The following is an 18,446-nucleotide window of genomic DNA, read 5'->3' as shown; positions in this document are numbered from 1 at the left end:
GCTGCGGTGGACAGGACCGTGACGGGCGAAGGCACCAGGGGGCAGAAGAGGAGCCTCCCGCTGCATGCCTTCGCGCCGCGAACCATCGGTGCAGACCATCCAGCACCAGAGGGTGCGGATACAGGCGCTCTCGTGAAACGACTCTATTCCCGGATCGACATGTCCGGTCAAGACGAAATACTTTCCAGGATCAAACGACCGCCAATTAGGTCGCACACTTCGGTCGCTATTCACATCAAGGCTATAAATTTTCGATGCAGAACTGAAGTGCTCAGGCCGCCCGCCGGTGTGAAGCAAGGTATAGAGAAGCGACCGTCCGCCCGCTTGAGTGTATGAACGCAGACGAAATCCACAGAAGTGTTGGTGAACACCCAGCGCGACTGGGTTATCCAGGCCAGCCAACGACCTTTACTTACCTGCCCCCGCGCTGGCTGGCTCGGCGGCGGCCCCCGCGACGCGATGGAGGTCGCGCGCTTCGTTGGCGACACCGCGACTCCGCAAGCAAAAAGCCGCTCCCAGTCCTGATCGAGCGCTGTGCCGAGGGTTATCAGGCGAGGCGCGATGAAGCCTGCCCGGGCCAGGAGCGCGAAGACCTCGGCGTCCGAGGCCGGCATCTTCAACGACGCCATGGCCTTCCGTCGCTGCTCCGCCGCCTCGGGCGGCTGCCCCTCCGCGAGGGCCCGCCGGTCCTCGACGGCCCTCAGCAGCGGATCGTCTCCGGTCCGACAGCCAAGCACGAAGGGCGCCCCCGGCTTCAGGCGGACGGTCGCCCGGACCGCCTTCAGCAGAGGAGTATCACCCTTCGTGCAGCCTCGACAGGGTGGGGGTTTCGCTCCGATCCGCGGGGCTTTCTGTCGCGACCCGCGGAGGACTCCCCGCCGGGCAAGGCCTCGCCGGCTCGCCGAGCAGAGAAAGCAGCGCGAACGCCGCTCGCTTCTCGAATTCCCCCTCTTCACGGCTCCACTGCTCGACCTTCGCCCACGCGTCGTCGCGGCGAGGTGCCGGCAGCGCGCCTGGATCTTCCGAGGCGCGCTGCCCCGGGTCACACTGCGGTGTAGCCGCCGTCCACGGTCAGCTGCGTGCCGGTCATGTACGACGACCAGTCGGACAGCAGGAAGACCGCCGGTCGAGCGATCTCGTCTGCGTGCGCGTACCGCTTCATCAGCGTGGCCGCGCCGAAGGCGTCGAGCACCTGCTCGCCGCTTTGCATATGATCCCAGATCTCGGTCTCGACCGGGCCGGGCAGGATGGCGTTGACGCGAATCTTGTCCGCCGCGTAGTCGATGGCCGCAGACTTGGTGAGGCCGAGGATCGCGTGCTTGGTCGCGGCATAGACGCCGAACCCGGGCGCAGAGACCGTGGAGGCGATCGAGCCGCAGTTGACGATCGAGCCGCCGCCGCCCTTCTTCATGACGGGCACTTGATACCTCATGCACAGATAGATGCTGTGCAGGTTGACCTGCATGAGAGCGAGGTAATCGGCGACCGGCACGTCCGCGAGCGGCCCGAGCGCGGTGGCGATACCGGCGTTGTTGAAGACGCTGTCCAGCCGCCCATGGACCTCCACGGTGCGCTCGATCAGAGCGTGGATGTCCGCCTCGACGGTGACGTCGGTGCGGACGAACAGCGCGTTTCCACCCTCCACCTTGATGCGGGCCGCGAGCGCGTCGCCCATCTCCTGGCGTCGCGCGGCCAGCACCACCTTGGCGCCGGCCCGCGCCGCCGCGATCGCTGTCGCGGCCCCGATTCCCGATGTGGCCCCGGTGATCAAAACGACTTTATTGCTGAGCATGGTAATTTTAACTCCGTGTAATAAGGATTGGAATGGATCGAGAAACTGGCTGTCTCCAGCTGACGGGACGACGGCGAAGAGGAGCGGCCCGAGGGGCCGCCGGTGCTCGTCGCGACGTTCGCGGCGCCGCGGGCTCGCCTTGACGAGCTCGAGGCCGTCCAAGCGTTCGCGCTGGCGTGCCACCGAGGATAGCCCGCGCGAAGCCATTCCGGCCTGTCAAGAATTTTCCACCAACGACCGGCAATTGGCATAACGTACAAGAAGTACGATCCACTGATCCGCGTATAAATACCAACAGATCCAACGAGTTCACTCGGATATGTAATATTATCTACATTACGCTGGCGACGCCGTCAGATTTCAGCGCTGCCCGATTCTATTTGGCGAGGGCGGGAACGGCAAGAGCCCGGGGATCAACCTCGTGAGGGCGATGTTTCCGCCGGAAGCGCTCGCGAGCCTTCCGCAACGGCGGACGGAGCGATTTGCGCTGTCTGCGCCAGAAGGGAAACTGGCTAACTTCGTGTCGGAAACGCCCAGCGGAGAGCGGCTCGCACGTGGTCTTCCTCGACGGGGCTTATGACGAAGACGGCACCGAGCTCGTGTGGAACGAGCTCGGTCACCTGCGAACGCGCGAGGTCGGTCAGGTCAGGAGCGAAGGTGTCGCGAGCGCGCGCGCGCGGCAGGATCTGCGGCGGCAGCGGTGCGGTCACGATCGTCGGCTCGGCAGTGTCCGCCGCGCCGGCGTCGCGGTACTTGGCGCAGGCGATGACCATGCGGACGTGGCTCGGGCGCCGCCAGGCGAGCCCGGCGACCGCTCGTCATCGACCGGTGTTTCTGGCGGGATCTCTGACACGCGGAACTAGCGACAGATGCCCGTGACGCAGTTCTGTCCGTCGGTGCAGACGGTGCCGCACGCTCCGCAGTTGCTCTCATCGTTGCTGAGATTCACGCATCGGTTGCCGCAGTACGCCAGCCCCGCGTTGCACGTGCACTCGCCAGCGGTGCAGAACGAGCCGCCGCCGCACGTGTTGCCGCACGCCCCGCAGTTGAACTGATCGAGGTTCGTGTTGACGCAAAGCGGATCACAGTAGGTCTGCCCTGCCAGCGGGCATGTGCAGGCGCCGGCCTGGCAGGTCGAGCCCGCTTTGCAGGTGGTGCCGCAAGCCCCACAGTTCATGCTGTCCGTCTGCGTATCGACGCACGCGGGATCACAGAACGTCTGGGTCGGGGGACACGGAGATTCGCTGGCCCCACCCTGTCCCCCCGAGCCGTCGAGGCCACCTTGCCCCCCCGCCCCGCCGGTGCCACCCGCCCCGCCGTCACCGCTCCCGCCTTGCCCTCCGGCCCCCCCGAGCCCGCCCGCGCCGCCGGTGCCACCCGCGCCGCCGGTGCCGCCCGCGCCTCCATCACCGCTCCCGCCTTGCCCTCCAGCGCCCCCGAGCCCGCCCGTGCCCCCCTGCACGTCTCCGCCACTCCCCGCGTTCCCGCCGGTAGCGCTACCGGTGCTCGTGGTGGTGGAGCCTGACGTGGCGCTCGCCTCCGCCTGGGTGCTCTCGCCGCCGCTACATCCGACCATCGGTGCCGAACAGACGGCCACGCCCGCCAGCCAACCCAGGATCCCCATGTTCACGCGCGCACGATGCATGTCGTCCTCCAGATGTAAGAGGTAAGTGGAGTCGTGCCAACATCATGGCTTGCTCTGGGCAGCTTCGACGACTCCCATGGACCGCTGTCGCTGCGGACGGCGCGCGCGGCTCAGATTTTTCTCATCTCGGGTCCGAAAGAACGACTGCCTCTGTTCGGAGCACCACGGAGAGCCCAGGACGAGCCCTTCACCCGAAGCCTCGCGTCCCCCATCCCAGGTGTGCCCGCATCGCTGTAGGACACATGAGCCTCAACACCGGCCGACCGGCCCCGTCCTTCGCACGGCGTAGGGGCGCTCGACTCCCACGCTTGCGACACCGCGACGGCATCGGTCCACGATCAGCGTCGGCGACGCACATGCGGCGATGGGCGCTGCGCCTGGCGCAGGCTTGGCTCCCTCTCCCGATTCGGCAGCATCGTAGCGGCCACCGTGCGTGCCTGGGCGAGGATCCCCAGGGCTCTAGCACCGCCTGCCGAGCAGCGCGCGGTGCTACTCCTCAGCCATTCTCCATCTACTCCTCGTCGTCACTCTCCATCTCGGTGTTGGGCGTGGGCCGAGAGACATCGTCTTCCTGCCGCAACCCCGAGTACACAATGAAGGATCCCGCGACCGGCAATAGCCATATCAGCGCGCTTTGCAGGAGCTTCTGGTCGCGCGAGTACAGCTCGCTCCGCCACAGGCGCACCGTGATGAACGCCTGAGCGAGGATCGCCGCGGCGACGGTTGTCCACGTGAGGATCGAAAGCATGACGTGCAGCGTAGCCGTCATCCGGCTCACGCGCCCCTTCGAGCGCGTCGCGCGGGTTTACCCCGCGTCTCGGCCGGGATCCAGCGGCGCGCGCCGCCGGCCGCGCGCGGCCGCCTCCGGTAGCGCAGCCGGCTCACCGGCAGCCCGTCGGCGATCGCGTGGTGCTCGCGGGGGCTCCTCGCGCCGTAGGGGTTCTCGGCGAGGTGCGGCGAGCCGGGCGCGTCGCCCGCCGGCTCGAACGCGGGATGCGCGCCGATCTGCTCGGCGTAGAGCGCGCCGCGCTCCTCGACGTCGGTCTGCACGAAGAGCTCGCCGCCGTCCACGAGCAGGCGCGCGAGGCTGTCGAGCAGCGCCGGGCCCATCACGAGGCGCTTCGTGTGGCGCTTCTTCCACCACGGATCCGGGAAGTGCAGGAAAAACCGCGCGATCGACGCGTCGGGGCGGAGCCGCGCGAGCGCCTCGCGCGCGTCGGCGTTGAGCGCCCGCACGCGGCCGCCCTTCCGCAGACGCCCGTCGACGATCGCCGCCCGCGAACGTGACACCCCACCGTGGAGCCCGGATGCTTGACGCGGTGAGCGTCCTCCGCTTCCCTTGGAGCCGTGCCTATCACCGAGCTCCACATCGAAGGCTTGCGCACTATCCAGAACGTTCACTTGCGCCTGAACGGACTTACGGTGCTTATTGGCGACAATGGATCTGGGAAGAGTAGCATCCTGGAAGCGTGCGAAATTCTTCGACGGACGACGGGGCCTCGGTTCCTCGACGAATTCCATGGCATCCACGGCGGACTCACGGCGTTGTTACGCCAGGGCGCGAAGCGGCTTTCAATCGGGCTGACGATTACGCCACGAGCGGAACGAGCCAAGCTTGGAGATATCGAAAGCGTTATGACTGACACGTACGAGCTCGTCAAGTACGAGCTAACGCTTGTTCCCACGGGCCCGTTCGCCTCGGTCCACGAAAGAGTCTCTGCCAGGTTCACACCGCAAGGAAGACGACATGTGACTTCCATGGGCGCCCGGAGAAAGAGGGCAAGAAGCGTGAACGAAGGAGCTTCAGGCGCCGAGAATCTGGAGATCCTGTTCGAGCACGAGGGGGACAATTTTGTCTTTTTCGCCGACCGAGCCAAATGGTACACTTCTGGACCGGAAGATGGACGAAACTCATTCCTAGCCGAGCTAAACTACGGCTCATCGGACGACAGCTACGGCGATATCGTGTGGACAACGCTGCACTTCATCGGAAGTCATCTCAAGAATTTCAGCATCCATCTTCCATTCGAAACAACTCCCGCATGGGCGGCCCGCGCACTCGACCGCAAGTCCGCACTTCGCTCCTCGGCCCTTCTCACTCCCGCCGATCACCTGGAAAAGCTGGGCATCAACCTCGCCAGTGCCTACCACGCCCTCAAGAACAGATTCGGCCGCGACCATTGGGACAAGACCCTGGAGTACCTCCGTCTCGGTCTCGGCGAGCGCATCGAGGACGTGGTTACCTGGGCGGACCCGGGCGGTGGCAACATCGGACTCTCGCTCAAGCTGGTTGGTCTCGATCTAGCGATCCCCGCAGCGCAGCTCTCCGACGGCATGCTGTCGTACCTTGCATTCGTTGCGCTCTTCCGCCTCCATACCACGAAGCCTTCACTCGTCACCTTCGATGAGCCCGATCTGCACCTCCACCCGCACCTGCTGATGCGCGTACTCGACATGTTCGAGTCAATGGCTCGCGATTGCCCGGTTCTCTTGGCCACGCACTCCGACCGCCTCCTCGACGGCCTTCGTGATCCAGCGAATTCTGTGGTGCTGTGTGAGCTCGACGAGCATGGCGCAACGCGTCTTGTGCGGCCCGATCGGCATATGTTAGAGAGATGGATGGAACGCTACCGTGGACTCGGTGACATCCGCGCTGCGGGACATGCGGCTTCCGTGCTCACGAAGGCAGAGCTCAGCTGATGTCGGCCTCGGTCACGATCCTCTATGAGGATCAGCGCGCGCACGGCAACAGCTTCGGCTTGCATACGCTCGTGAAAGCCTGCGTCCACGATGCGCTGAGCGGCGACAGATATCGAATCGAGAAGATGCTCGCCGACGCGCGCCCACTCAAGGGCGTGCAAAATGTCCTCCGTGCCTGCCGCGAGGAGCTTGATCTCATCGCGATCGACGGGCGCGACGTGATCGCGGTCATCGACAACGATGCCATCCGACATCATCTCAAGTTGCCACGAATGGCGAGCCATGCGAACGTGGAGCAGGAGATCCGGAAAGGGTGCCGTGCGCCGGACCGACTCTTCATTGTCCTGCTGGTACAGAACACCGAGAGCGTGCTCACGGCGGCAGCGGAGTGTGACGCCTCACTCGATCCCAGGCGGATCGAGCGCGCCGTGGAGCACAAAGACATGCTGGAGAGGGATGCCATCTTCTTCGAGCGTGCGCGCATGCGGCGGGACTGCGTGCTCGACAAGATGCCGTCGCTTCGCACGCTGATCGATCTGTTGGTCAGCAAGCTGCGCCCCGCTGCTGGTGGGACAGCACCCACGAAAACCTCCGGTACCCCCAAGGGAAAGCGGACGAGACGTGGGGAAAAGCCATAGACGCTTCGAACATGTCCAACGTGAACCATGCCAGGTGGATTTGCGCCGATCGCGGACACGAAGCGGTAGACACCGCAGGCTCGCGGTAGCGCGCGTCAGCGATGAGAAGATCAGCCAACGACTGGGAGTTGCTGTAATTTCTTGCTGATTGAATGAGGCGGGCCTGCGCTGGGCCGACGCGCCGGAGAGCGACGCCGAACTACGAGGCACGCGCGGCCCGCGATGTTTGAGAAGGTCTATCGGTCGCCCGGCGGCATGTTGCCCGCGCCCCGCGGCCGCCTCCGGTAACGCAGCCGGCTCACCGGCAGCCCGTCGGCGATCGCGTGGTGCTCGCGGGGGCTCCTCGCGCCGTAGGGGTTCTCGGCGAGGTGCGGCGAGCCGGGCGCGTCGCCCGCCGGCTCGAACGCGGGGTGCGCGCCGATCTGCTCGGCATAGAGCGCGCCGCGCTCCTCGACGTCGGTCTGCACGAAGAGCTCGCCGCCGTCCATGAGCAGGCGCGCGAGGCTGTCGAGCAGCGCCGGGCCCATCACGAGGCGCTTCGTGTGGCGCTTCTTCCACCACGGATCCGGGAAGTGCAGGAAAAACCGCGCGATCGACGCGTCGGGGCGGAGCCGCGCGAGCGCTTCGCGCGCGTCGGCGTTGAGCGCCCGCACGCGGCCGCCGAGGCCGCCCTTCCTCAGGCGCCCGTCGACGATCGCCGACCACTTCAGGCGGATCTCCAGCCCGAGCAGCCGCGCCTCGGGGCTCGCCGCCGCGCGCTCGAACAGGAAGCCGCCGCGGCCGGGGCCGATCTCGATCTCGACGGGGCCGGCGCCCGGGATCAAGGCGTCGATGGAGACGTCGTCGCCGTCAGGGAAGCGAGGCGCGTCGGCGTAGGGGTGGTTCGGGCGCGGCTGGAAGACCATGGAGCCCCGGCGCTCTACCAAATGCCGGACGCCCCCGCGCGGGAAATCCGCCGGCCACCCGGCGCGGGAAATCGCTGTCCCCGGGCGGCACGGTGGTATGCGTCGGGCCCCATGGCGGCACCTCCGGCCCCCTCCCGGCTGCGCGCCCTCGCCGCGCGCGCCCTCCCCTATGCGCCCGCCCTCGCCGCGAGCGGCGCGCTCGGCGCGCTCTGCATCAGGGCGATCCTTGCGCAGGCCGGGCGCCCGGCCCTGCCGCTCGACGACGCGTTCATCCACATGCAGTACGCCCGGCGGCTCGCCGAGGGCGGCTTCTTCAGCTTCGTCGCCGGCGAGGGCTACTCGAGCGGCGCCACCAGCCTGCTCTGGCCCGTGCTGCTCGCCCCCTTCCACGCGCTCGGCCTGCGCGATCTCTCGCTCGTCTATGCGGTCTGGGCGCTCGGGCTCGTGTTCCACGCGGCGCTCGCCGTCGAGACCGCGCGCCTCGCGCGCCCCCTCGCCGGCCCCGCGGCCGCCGCCGGCGCGGGCGCGATGTGCGCCGGGTTCGCCGCGTTCGCGTGGTTCGCCTGGAGCGGGATGGAGACGGTCGCCTTCGCCTGGATCCTCACCCGCACCGCCCGTCTGGCAGCGGCGCTCTGCGAGCCGGCACCGCCAGAGGCCGCCACGGACAGCGCGGCCGCCGCGCAGCCGCCCGGCGCGCCCGCGCAGCCGCCCACCGCCTCCATCGCCCGCTCCCTCGCGCTCTGCGGCTTCGTCGCGCCCCTGCTCCGCCCGGAGGGCGCGCTCGCCTCCCTGCTCGCCGCGATCGCGCTCGCCCTGTGGGCGTCACGCGCTGTGGCTCCAGCGCCCCTCCCGGCGCCGCCCCTCTCCGCTCCATCCCCCTTCCGCAGCGGCGCTCTCTGGCACTCCGCGCGCTCCGCCGGGCGCCTGCTCGCCCTCGCGCCGCTCCTCGGTCCGCTCGTCGTCCCGGCCTTGAACCTGCTGCTCGCGGGCCACCCGACCTCATCGACGACCTCCGTCAAGTGGCTGATCGGCAACCCCAACTACGACGGACCGACGCTCAGGGCCGCGCTCCTCGACAACGTCCGGCTGCTCGTGACCGACGTGATCGACGGCGGCCAGTGGACGGCCGTCTTCCTCCCCGAGGGCTCCGCCGCCGTCATCGCCCTCGGCGCCGTCGCGCTCGCCGTGGCAGCGCACCGGAGGGGCCGCCCAGCGCACGCCGCGATCGTGGGCGCCCTCGCGCTCGGCGCGCTGCTGCCCTGCACGTACCTCAGCTTCCTCTGGAACCGCGTGCGGTACGTCTGGCCCTTCGCGCCGGCGTGGATCGTCATGGCCGCCTGCCTCGCGCGCGAGCTCGGCGACGCCGCCCGGCGGCTCCGGCCCTCGCTCCACTACGTGACGCCCCTCCTCGCCGGCGCGTTCGCCGGCGCCCTCGCCGCGCGGCTGCCGTGGGCCATCGGCGACCTCGCCAACTCCGCCCGCGCCATCGATCGGCAGCAGGTCTGGCTCGGCCGCTGGGCCGCGCAGCACCTGCCGGAGGACGCCAGGATCGGCGTCAACGACACGGGCGCGCTCGCCTACTTCAGCGGCCGCAGGACCTTCGACGTCGTGGGCCTGACCACCGAGGGCGAGGCGCGCTACTGGGTGGCCGGCGCCGGCTCCAGGTTCGAGCACTACGAGAAGCTGCCCCCGGAGCGCCGGCCGACCCACTTCATCGTCTACCCGCACTGGATGGCGTGCCCGCCGGTGCTGGGCCGCGCGCTGGTCGACGCCACCGTCGAGGACCAGGCCATCCTCGGCGGCACCACGATGATCGCCTACGAGGCGCGCTGGGACCTCCTCGGCTCAGGGGCGCTGCCGGTGCGGTCCGTGCCCGGCGAGCGCATCCTCGACGAGCTCGACGTCTCGGACCTCGAGTCCGAGGCGGCGCACGCCTATGCGCTCGATCCGCTCGCGGACCAGCGCAACATGGCCATCGCGCTCGCCGCGCCGGAGAGCAGCGCGCCAGGGGAGCTCGACCTCACGCGCGCGGAGCTCGCGGACGGCGGCCGCTACCACCGGACCGCCGATCGCTTCGTCGCCCACCTCGCGGCGCCCCCCGCCGAGGCGCGCCTCGTGCTCCGGGTGGCCTCGGACGACGGCGCCGAGCTCGCCGTCTCCGTGGCGGGCGAGGCGATCGGCGCCATCGACGTGCCGCGTGGACCGTGGGTGGAGCGGGCCCTGCCCCTCCCCGCCGCGCGCCTCTCGACGCCGGCCTCCATCGCGATCACCCTGCGCCGCGGGGCTGGATTCCACGCCTTCCATTACTGGATCACCGGGCGCTGACCGCCGGCCCCCGGCGCCGCTCGCTCATCGGGGAACACCACACCTTCTCACATCGACTCCCATCGAGTCGCGCCCCGGGTGCAGCTCCCGCCCCCAAGATGCCTCTCGAGAGTCGAGAGCGCGCCGGCGGGCTCGCGGCGCTCCACGTCGAGCGTTCAGGACAGCCGTTGACGCATCCGGGTATTCGTGTAACATCGGGATGTTCGCGCAATACAGCAAGTCAGCGAACAGATCCGTCGCAGACTCGTGGGGGAGACCGGGCAGCGCGCGCCCGCTGGCGCCGCCGCGCACGGCCATGGCCGGCGGTCCAGCCGTGCTCCAGGACCTCGGGCCACCGGCTCGCCCCGATCCCGTGCGCCCTGCCCGGCGCTCGAACGTGGGGAATCGATGCGCAAGTCGGCTTTGCTCCTCTGCTCGCTGCTATGCCCTCTCGGGGCGGCGGGCTCCTCCTGGGCGCAGACCCCGGGGGGCGAGGCGCCGGCCAGCGGCGATGACGGCGGGCAAGGGCAGTTCCTCTCGCTCGATCTCGAGGAGCTGCTCAACGTGAAGGTCTCGTCGACTGGCTTCTTCGAGACCGAGAGCAAGACGTCGACCGGTCAGGCGCGCCTCTATGATGCGCGGACGCTGAAGCTCTACGCCGTCCGCTCGCTCGACGACCTCCTGCAAGCCCACCAGCCCGGCGTCCTGATCGGCGAGCACGAGCGCACCTCGCGCCTCATCGGCGTGCGCGGCGTGCTCATCGACAACAACGCCAAGACGCTCGTCATGGTCGACGGCGTGAACACGAACATGCGCGCCCATTTCGGCGCCATCGGGAGCACGCTGGCCGTGCCCCTCACCGGAGACATCGAGCGGGTCGAGGTGATCCTCGGCCCCGGCGCCATCGTCCACGGCTCCGGCGCGATCAGCGGCTTCGTCAACGTCCTCAGGCCCACGGGGATCACCCGCCCCGGGCTCTGGGGCAAGGCGTCGTATGCCTCCGGCGACACGCGCACCCTGGAGGTCAGCTACGGCGGCCTGCTCAGCGAGAAGCACAACGCCGATTGCTTCCTCTACTTCGGCCACGCCGACAACGAAGGGGAGCTGCCCCAGGCGCCCCGGCCGAACACCGCGGAGCTGTATGGCAAGGCCTACGCAGGCGTCACGACGTCTCCCTTCCTGCGCCACACGCGCGTCAACGCCCTCGGCGAGCCGAGCTACAAGGGCTTCGGCCGGTTCCGCTACGGCTCCGAGCGCAGCCCCGTCAGCGTCGATCTGCGGCTCGACTACGCGCAGACGTCGATGATGGGCAACGCCCCGAACAGGGCCATGACCCCCGAGCAGCTCGCGGGCCAGTGGTCCGACAGCAACACCGGCCATCTGCGGCAGAGGACGTTCACCGTCACGCCGGAGATCCACGTCCACCTGTCCAGGCAGCACAAGGTCGAGCTTGTCCCGACCTTCTCGGCCTTCGAGACGGCCCTCGTCCCGGCCGACTGGGTCGCAGGCGAGATGGCGAAGGCGTCCAGTCCGGCCCCGGGCGCAGGGGTCCTGCCGGTCGGGGGCCTCGGCGAGGAGCACCGGGACATCAAGGCGGTCTACAAGACGACGGCGCTGCCGAACAGCCAGCTCGCGATCGGCGCGTCGGCGAGCCACAAGCGCTTCAGCGGCCAGAGGTCCCGCTGGGGACGGCTCTACGGGACCGCCTTCGAGTCCCCGGAGAGCTTCTCGTGGACCGAGCTCGCCGCCTTCGGCGAGAGCACCGCCACCTTCCACGATCTCACCGTCTCCGCGGGCCTGCGCTTCGATCACACCGAGTTTGGAGAGCTGAACCTCCGCGCGGGCCTCTCGCGCGAGCCCGAGCCGGTGGACAGCCCCTCCTACCGCGTCGCGGCCGCCTACGCGATCAGCGACACGCAGAACGTCAAGCTGTCCTACCAGAAGGGCTTCCGCTTCCCGGACGCCGCCTACTTCAACTGGCTCGAGCAATTCAACGCCGCCTTCGAGGACGAGCCCATCGCGCCGCTGCCCTCGCTCGTCCCGGAGTCCTCCCACCTCGTGGAGCTCGACTATGTCGTGGGCCTGCTCGACGAGCGCCTCGCCCTCGACGTCGCGCTCTTCTATGAGCGCTACACGAATACCCTCGGCTGGGTGTCGTGGGATCAGGTGCGGCCCGAGGACTTCGAGGACCACGTGGCCCACAACCCCAGGCACCCGTCCGCGGGCGGCTGGTGGGGCAGCTTCTCGAACAGCGCCGCGGACGTCGACGCCCTCGGCGGCGAGATCGGCGCGATCGCCGACCTCGGCGGCGGGTTCGCGGGGGACCTCTGGTACAGCGTGTCGAAGCCGTTCGGCGCCGAGAGCGACCTCAACATCCTGACCAACTGGGACGGCGAGACCTGGGCCAACTACCCCATCCACCTCGTCAAAGGCCACGTGAGCTACAGCGCCAGCCGGTTCACCGCCGGGCTCGCCGCGACCTTCCGGACTGGCATGAACAGCCACGGCTCCAGGGACGCGCCCGCCCACGACACCGACGAGCTGCCGCCCAGAGATCGGCTGGCGGCGCGATCGGCGTTCAACCTCGACGCCTCTGTGTCCTTCTCGCCGCTCGAGCGCGTCTGGGTCTCCGTGTTCGGCAAGAACCTCACCTTCAACAAGGTCCCTCCGCCGTCCTACGCCTCGCACCGGCTGATCATCACCACCGGTCGCCCCTACGTGGGCGCCTCCGTCGAGGCGTCTTACTGATGCCGCCGGCCTGCGCGGGAAGGCGCCCCGCGCGGGGAGGCCACGCGCACGACAGCGCCAGCAGAACCGATGTCAGAAATCTCCTGACACCGCGCAGCCCGATACGAATGCACCTCCCCGGCGTCTGCCCTTGTGATAAATCGAGGACACCTTGTCCGAAGCAATGAGCCAGGTTCACGATCTGCTCGACGACACCCCGGACAAGGGCCTGCGCGAGAGGGCCGTTGTCGATTTCCTGCTCTTCGACATGGGCGCGGCGACTTTCGCGCTGAGGGCGCGGCAGGTGGAAGAGGTGATCGCGTGGCGCACCCCCTTGCCGCTGCCGCGCACCGACCCCCGGGTGATGGGCATCCTCCAGGACCGGGGGAGGATCATCGTGATCCTGTCGCCCTTCCTCGCGGAGCCGGCGGCTACCCCGCTCCGCATCGTCGTCTGCCGCGCTGCGCGCGGCTACCTGGGATTGCCCGCCGGCAAGACGCGGTGTGTCGCCGCGGTCGAGGTGTTCGGGGAGCCCGTGCCGAACGCTCTCATCGACACCAGCGAGGGAGCAGTGACCTTCCTCGACGTGACCCACCTGGTCGACGCTCCCGGCGTTGCGCCTCGGCCCTTCGTGGCGACGCGCGAAGCTCAGGGCATCTGGTCGAATCCATGAGCGTTCCGAGCTCCCGATCCCCTGCGCCCAGGGCCAGACAGCCGCTCGATTCGGCCGATGAGGCGTCCCCGGCGAGCGCGGCCCCGCTGTCGCGGTCGCCGGCGAGCGCGCCGGCGAGCACGCCGACAACCGCGCCGGCGAACCCGCCTGTGCTCGTGATCGACGACAGCGAGATCGCCCGAGAAGAGGTGTCTCGCGTGCTGCGCGCTGCCGGTTTTCAGGTGCTCGCGCTCCCCTCCCCCATCGGGGCGACGCAGGCCATCGTGCGGCACCAGGTGCGCATCGTCGTCCTCGACGTCTTCATGCCCACCATCCGTGGGGACCGGCTGCTCACCCTGTTCCGGAAGAACCAGCGGCTCGGGCAGCTCAGCGTCATCCTGATGTCCGGACACTCCGAGCGGGAGCTCGAGCAGCTGAAGCTGGAGGTCCAGGCGGACGCGGTCCTCTCGAAGCGCCACCTCGATCGTCTGCCGGCCCTGGTCCAGCGGCTCGCCGGCAAGGAACGCTGACGTGGGGACCGCGGTCGCCTGATGCCACGCCCGTCGAGGATCCGTCCGCGATCGTACAGAGCTCGCCAGCGGAACATGGTGTCTCCGATCTCGTCGATTCGAATGCTGATGGCCGCGGCCCTCCTCACGACCGTGAGCACCGAGAGCCACTCTGCCGCCTCCGTCCCCTACGAGCTGCGGGGCGCCATCCTCCTGCGATCGATCGGCTACGAGAGCGGGTTCGCGAGCCGCGCGGGCACGGCCGTGCTCGCGGTCGTCGGGGCGGAGTCGGGCGCGAGCGCGGAGGACGCGAGCGCGATGGCGGCCGTGCTCTCCAGGCTGGCCGCGAAGACGACCGTGGCCAAGCGGCCGGCGTCCGTCCTGCGCGTGACGTACAGCGGAAGGGCCCAGCTGCAGGAGGCGCTGCGCGCCGCCGGCGCCGAGGTGGTCTATGTGGCGCGCGGGCTCGCCGCGGCCATCCCGGACATCCCGTCGCGCGAGGGAGCCGTCGTCCGCATCGTCGTGTGCGGCGACGGCGACGACACGAAGCGCGGCTGCGCCGTCGCCGTGGGGCTCTCGGGCGCCAAGCCCGAGCTCCTGCTGAACGTCAAGCACGCCAACGCCGTCGGCCTCCGCTTCGACCCGCAGCTCCTCCGGCTCGCCCGCATCGTCGACTGAGGCCCTCGCGGCGTCCGTCACCGGACACCGCGCATCGCCGCTCGCAGGTTCACGGCTCACGGTTCACGACTCGCGATCTCCCATCGCCCATCCAGCGCCCCTCGTTCAGCGTCCGCCATCGCCGCCCCTCACCCGCCATGCTCAACTTTCGCTCTATCCGCTGGAAGATCGCCGCCCTCGTCGCGTCGGTGGCCATCGTGCTGTCGGCGCTGGATCTGTGGCTGATCCCCGAGCACGCCGCGCGTGCGAGCGAGGCCGAGCTGCGCGAGCGCGCCGGGATCCTCGCGACCATGCTGAAGGAGCCCATCGGCGTGGCCATGGACCTCGAGCAGCCGCCGGAGACCTTCCCGGACACCCTGCGCACCGCGATGACCGATCCCCTGGTGAGCTGGGTGTCGGTCTACGACGCGAGGGGGCAGCGCATCGCCGCGATCGGCGCGGTGCAGGCGCCCGAGGGCGCGCGGGGCCGGGGCGACGCGGGCGTCGTCGTCAGCGAGGCCCCGATCCGGTCGCGGAACGGCGACCGCCAGCTCGGGACGCTGGCCGTCGGGCTGCGCAGCGACCGGATCGCCGAGCGCCGCGCCGACGCGCGCAGGACGATCGCCCTGCAATCGGCGGGGATCGCGCTGCTCGGCCTGGGCCTCGCCTGGGTCATCTCGGCGCGCATGACGCGCTCGATGGCGCACATCAAGGAGGCGGCGGACCGGATCGCCCGGGGCGACGTCTCGGCCCGGCTGTCCCTCAGGATCTCGGACGACGAGCTCGGGGACATGGCCAGCGCGTTCGAGCGGATGAACACCCAGCTGCGCGAGCTCCAGGAGACGGCCGCGCGGGTCGCGGGCGGCGATTTCACCTGCAAGATCACCGGCGACGGGGAGCTGTTCGCGGCGTTCCGCTCCATGGTGACGAGCCTCCAGGAGCTCGCCTCGCGGATCGGCAACACCTCGGCGGAGGTCGCGTCGGCCGCCGCCGGCATGTTCTCGTCGGTGCGCGAGCAGGAGACGAGCGCGAGCCAGCAGAACGCGGCGCTCGAGGAGATCCGGCGGACCGTCGAGGCCCTGACCGCCAGCGCGGATCACATCGCGAAGGACGCGGCCACCGTGCACGAGACGGCGCAGCGGAGCCTCGTCAGCGTCCAGCACACGGCGGAGCAGACGCGCCTCGTCAGCTCCCACTCGGACCGCATCGGCGAGATCCTGTCCTTGATCCAGAGCATCGCCGACAAGTCGGACCTGCTCGCGCTCAACGCCGCGCTCGAGGGCACGAAGGCCGGCGAGGTGGGGCGCGGGTTCTCGCTCGTGGCCGCCGAGATGCGCCGCCTGTCCGAGCACGTCATGGACTCGGTGCGCGACATCCGGAAGCTCGTGGCGAACATGCACGCGGCCTCCCATGCGTCCGTGCTCGCGACCGAGGACGGGATCAAGCTGGCCCGCGACACGGCCGCGGCCGCCGCGCAGATCTCGGACGCGGTGGACCACCAGCGCGAGGGGACGGCGCGGGTCAAGACGGCGATCGTCAACATCGTCGGGGCGGTGAACGACACGCTGACGAGCAGCGTGGCCGCGACGCGCTCGGCCGAGTCGCTGCTCCAGCTGTCGCACGTGCTCAAGACGACGGCGAAGGCCTTCCGGGTCAAGCCGCCGGGGGCGAGGGCCGGCAAGCCCGAGAGCGCGGAGGCGGATGAGGAGCCGGGCTGATCTCGTCGCCGCCTTCCGCCGGACCATGCCCGACCGCGTGGCCCAGGCGACGGACCTGTGGCTCGGCTACGAGCAGGGCCAGAGCGGCAACCTGCAGGTGCTGCGCCGGCTCCTGCACACGCTGAAGGGCGAGGCGCACATGCTGGAGCTCGCCGCGTGCGGCGACCTGGCCGAGCTGGCGGAGGACGTCATCGACGCGGTGCGGGGCGGCGCGCGCCCCACGCAGCTCACCGGCGACAGCCTCCTCGGCGCGCTGGAGGGGCTAGGGCTCCTGTCGGCGAGCCCCGACGCCGAGGCCGCGCCCGAGCTCGCGATCGTGAAGGAGACCCTCCGCGCTGCGCGCGCGGAGCTCGGCGGCGGCGGCGGCCCGCCCGCGGGCGAGCTCGCTCCGCCGCTCGCGCCGGCGCTCGTACCGCCGCTCGTGCCGGCGTCTGATTCCGTGCACGAGAGCGTCCTGCCGCCGCGGCTGGACCCGCCCGACGCGCCGCCCGACCCCGCCCAGCCGACCGCCCGCGCGGCCCTCGACGCCGAGGCCGTCGGGGCGCTCTTGCAGGAGCTCCAGCGGCTCCACGGCGAGCGGGAGGTCATCCAGCGGCGGCTCCGCGAGTCCCAGCGCATGCTCCGCGCGCTGCTCGTCGAGATCGACCCCCGCGGCGCGGACGTGGATCGATTCGCGGAGCGCATCGCGAAGACGCTCGGCTATGGCGCGGAGATCGAGCGCCTCCTGAGCGCCGTCCGGGCGGACTGGTCCAGCAACGAGTTCGCGGCGGGGCGCGCGCTCGACGAGCTCGACGAGGTGGTCCGGAGGGCGTCGGTCGTGCGCACCGAGCGCCTGCTGAACCAGGTGTCGCTCGCCGCCCGGAGCGCGGCGCGCATGCTGGGCAAGGACGTCGAGGCGCGGGTCGAGGGGACGGGGCTGCTCGACGCGGCCGTGGAGCGCCGCCTCGAGCCGGCGCTGCTGCACCTCGTGCGCAACGCCATCGACCACGGGATCGAGCCGGCGGACGTCCGGGCGCGCCGCGGCAAGCCCGCGCGCGGGACGGTGGCGGTGACCGTGGTCCAGACCGACGCCGCCGTGCGGGTCGAGGTGAAGGACGACGGCGGCGGGGTCGACTTCGCCCGCCTGCGCGAGGTGCTCGCGCCGTCGGTCCCGGGCGCCTCGACCCTCGACGACGCCGAGCTCATCCCGTACCTGTTCGCGCACGGGCTCACGACGAGCCGCAGCGTCGGCGCGATCTCGGGCCGGGGCGTCGGGCTCGACATCGTGGCGCGCGAGATCGGCGCGCTGGGCGGGCAGGTACGGGTCGACTCGAAGCCCGGGCTCGGCACGACGATCGTGCTCGTGGTGCCGAAGAACCTGCACGGCGAGGAGGTGGTCCCCGTCTCCAGCGGGCGCTTCCGGTGCGCGGTGCCGACGCACGCCGTGCACTCCGTCGTGCTGCTGGAGGACGAGGAGCTCCTGCGCGCCCCCGACGGGCCGCGCGTGCGCCTGACCAGCGGCGCCTGCGCGGAGCTCGCGCCGCTGTACGCGCTCGGGGCGGTGCTCGGCGACGGAGGCCAGCCCGCGCCCGGGGACGCGGCGCTCGTGCTGCACCACGCCGCGGGCCTGTTCGCGGTGAGCGTGGACGGCTACGAGAACCCCCGGCTTGTCGCGCTCGTGCGCTCGGAGGAGATGCCCCTCACCTCGCCGCTCGTGCGCGGGGTGGCGCCGACGGCGGACGGCGAGGCGATGCTGCTCCTCGACGTGGAGCGGCTGTTCGCGTACGCCCGGCAGGCGCCGGGGAACGCGCCCTTCACGGCCGCCGCCGACCAGAAGCGGGAGCCGCTCGCGCTGGTCGTGGAGGACGCGCCCGTCGCGCGGGAGCTGCTCTGCGGCATCCTGCGGTCGATGGGGCTCCGCGTGGAGGAGGCGAGCGACGGGCGGGAGGGGCTCGCCCGGGCGCGGGCGGCGCCGCCCGACGTGGTGCTGACCGATCTGGAGATGCCCTACCTGAGCGGCCTGGAGATGGTGGCGGAGCTCAGGCGCTCGCCCGGGCTCGCCCGGGTGCCGGTCGTGGTGCTGACGACGGCGGCGCAGGAGCAGAGCGAGGCCGCGCTGCGCGGGCTCGGCGTGCGGGCGGTGCTGTCGAAGCAGCGGTTCGTCGAGGAGGAGCTGCGCCGGATCATCGCGGCCAGCCTGGGGGGCGCGTGACGGCGGGC

The 18,446-nt window shown here is 70.3% G+C and carries 16 protein-coding genes and 1 pseudogene; 10 read left to right on the top strand and 7 right to left on the bottom strand.

Annotated features, from left to right (window positions below; translation table 11 throughout):
- Positions 1-230 precede the first annotated feature (230 nt).
- The 6 genes from WME97_RS04055 to WME97_RS04030 all read right to left on the bottom strand — a co-directional run bounded on the left by WME97_RS04055 (position 231) and on the right by WME97_RS04030 (position 4,727).
- Positions 231-629 (bottom strand): hypothetical protein, encoded by a 399-nt coding sequence (locus WME97_RS04055; protein WP_437549643.1) that lies wholly within the window; start codon positions 627-629, stop codon positions 231-233.
- 413 nt (positions 630-1,042) lie between these two features.
- The gene (locus WME97_RS04050) at positions 1,043-1,975 is read right to left on the bottom strand and encodes an SDR family NAD(P)-dependent oxidoreductase (RefSeq protein ID WP_437549642.1); all 933 of its coding nucleotides are present in this window, start codon (positions 1,973-1,975) and stop codon (positions 1,043-1,045) included.
- Positions 1,976-2,304: 329 nt separating this feature from the next.
- Positions 2,305-2,565 (bottom strand): hypothetical protein, encoded by a 261-nt coding sequence (locus WME97_RS04045; protein WP_437549641.1) that lies wholly within the window; start codon positions 2,563-2,565, stop codon positions 2,305-2,307.
- 86 nt (positions 2,566-2,651) lie between these two features.
- Positions 2,652-3,368: an MXAN_6577-like cysteine-rich protein gene (locus tag WME97_RS04040; protein WP_437549640.1), complete on the bottom strand. Its 717-nt coding sequence runs from the start codon at positions 3,366-3,368 to the stop codon at positions 2,652-2,654.
- Between the two features lie 580 nt (positions 3,369-3,948).
- Positions 3,949-4,215 carry a hypothetical protein gene (locus WME97_RS04035; RefSeq protein WP_437549639.1) on the bottom strand — a complete coding sequence of 89 codons (267 nt, stop codon included), beginning with the start codon at positions 4,213-4,215 and terminating at the stop codon, positions 3,949-3,951.
- Positions 4,212-4,727, bottom strand: a complete 516-nt coding sequence (locus tag WME97_RS04030) for a hypothetical protein (RefSeq protein ID WP_437549638.1) — start codon at positions 4,725-4,727, stop codon at positions 4,212-4,214. The genes WME97_RS04035 and WME97_RS04030 overlap by 4 nt, the downstream gene beginning before the upstream one ends.
- Positions 4,728-4,784: 57 nt before the next feature.
- On the opposite strand from WME97_RS04030, the pseudogene WME97_RS04025 reads away from it, so the two are divergent.
- From WME97_RS04025 to WME97_RS04015, 3 genes and pseudogenes are all read left to right on the top strand, one after another.
- Positions 4,785-4,964, top strand: a pseudogene (locus WME97_RS04025) (AAA family ATPase); the annotation flags it as partial.
- Positions 4,965-5,225: 261 nt separating this feature from the next.
- Positions 5,226-6,137 carry an AAA family ATPase gene (locus tag WME97_RS04020; RefSeq protein ID WP_437555304.1) on the top strand — a complete coding sequence of 304 codons (912 nt, stop codon included), beginning with the start codon at positions 5,226-5,228 and terminating at the stop codon, positions 6,135-6,137.
- A complete protein-coding gene (locus WME97_RS04015) occupies positions 6,137-6,775 on the top strand; it encodes a hypothetical protein (RefSeq protein ID WP_437549637.1) in 639 nt (212 codons plus the stop codon). Before WME97_RS04020 ends, WME97_RS04015 begins: the two co-directional genes overlap by 1 nt.
- A 236-nt stretch (positions 6,776-7,011) precedes the next feature.
- On the opposite strand, the gene trmB is transcribed toward WME97_RS04015, so the two are convergent.
- Entirely contained in the window at positions 7,012-7,680 is a 669-nt protein-coding gene (gene trmB / locus WME97_RS04010) for a tRNA (guanine(46)-N(7))-methyltransferase TrmB (protein WP_437549635.1), read from the bottom strand.
- Between the two features lie 111 nt (positions 7,681-7,791).
- Here trmB and WME97_RS04005 point away from each other — a divergent pair, with 111 nt between their 5' ends.
- The 7 genes from WME97_RS04005 (at position 7,792) to WME97_RS03975 (ending at position 18,438) form a co-directional block, all read left to right on the top strand.
- A complete protein-coding gene (locus tag WME97_RS04005) occupies positions 7,792-10,005 on the top strand; it encodes a hypothetical protein (protein WP_437549634.1) in 2,214 nt (737 codons plus the stop codon).
- Between the two features lie 387 nt (positions 10,006-10,392).
- The gene (locus tag WME97_RS04000; RefSeq protein ID WP_437549633.1) at positions 10,393-12,732 is read left to right on the top strand and encodes a TonB-dependent receptor; all 2,340 of its coding nucleotides are present in this window, start codon (positions 10,393-10,395) and stop codon (positions 12,730-12,732) included.
- A gap of 163 nt (positions 12,733-12,895) precedes the next feature.
- Positions 12,896-13,384 (top strand): chemotaxis protein CheW, encoded by a 489-nt coding sequence (locus WME97_RS03995; RefSeq protein WP_437549632.1) that lies wholly within the window; start codon positions 12,896-12,898, stop codon positions 13,382-13,384.
- Positions 13,381-13,893: a response regulator gene (locus WME97_RS03990; protein ID WP_437549631.1), complete on the top strand. Its 513-nt coding sequence runs from the start codon at positions 13,381-13,383 to the stop codon at positions 13,891-13,893. The genes WME97_RS03995 and WME97_RS03990 overlap by 4 nt, the downstream gene beginning before the upstream one ends.
- A gap of 75 nt (positions 13,894-13,968) precedes the next feature.
- Positions 13,969-14,550 carry a YfiR family protein gene (locus tag WME97_RS03985; protein ID WP_437549630.1) on the top strand — a complete coding sequence of 194 codons (582 nt, stop codon included), beginning with the start codon at positions 13,969-13,971 and terminating at the stop codon, positions 14,548-14,550.
- Positions 14,551-14,687: 137 nt separating this feature from the next.
- Positions 14,688-16,247 carry a methyl-accepting chemotaxis protein gene (locus WME97_RS03980; RefSeq protein ID WP_437549629.1) on the top strand — a complete coding sequence of 520 codons (1,560 nt, stop codon included), beginning with the start codon at positions 14,688-14,690 and terminating at the stop codon, positions 16,245-16,247.
- Positions 16,231-18,438: a hybrid sensor histidine kinase/response regulator gene (locus tag WME97_RS03975; protein WP_437549628.1), complete on the top strand. Its 2,208-nt coding sequence runs from the start codon at positions 16,231-16,233 to the stop codon at positions 18,436-18,438. Before WME97_RS03980 ends, WME97_RS03975 begins: the two co-directional genes overlap by 17 nt.
- Positions 18,439-18,446: the final 8 nt, after the last annotated feature.

It is taken from the genome of Sorangium sp. So ce367 (genome assembly GCF_051520455.1).
GTDB classification, from domain to species: domain Bacteria; phylum Myxococcota_A; class Polyangia; order Polyangiales; family Polyangiaceae; genus Sorangium; species Sorangium cellulosum_B.
Note: the sequence above shows the minus strand (reverse complement) of the source record. Positions and strands in the feature narration are given on the sequence as shown.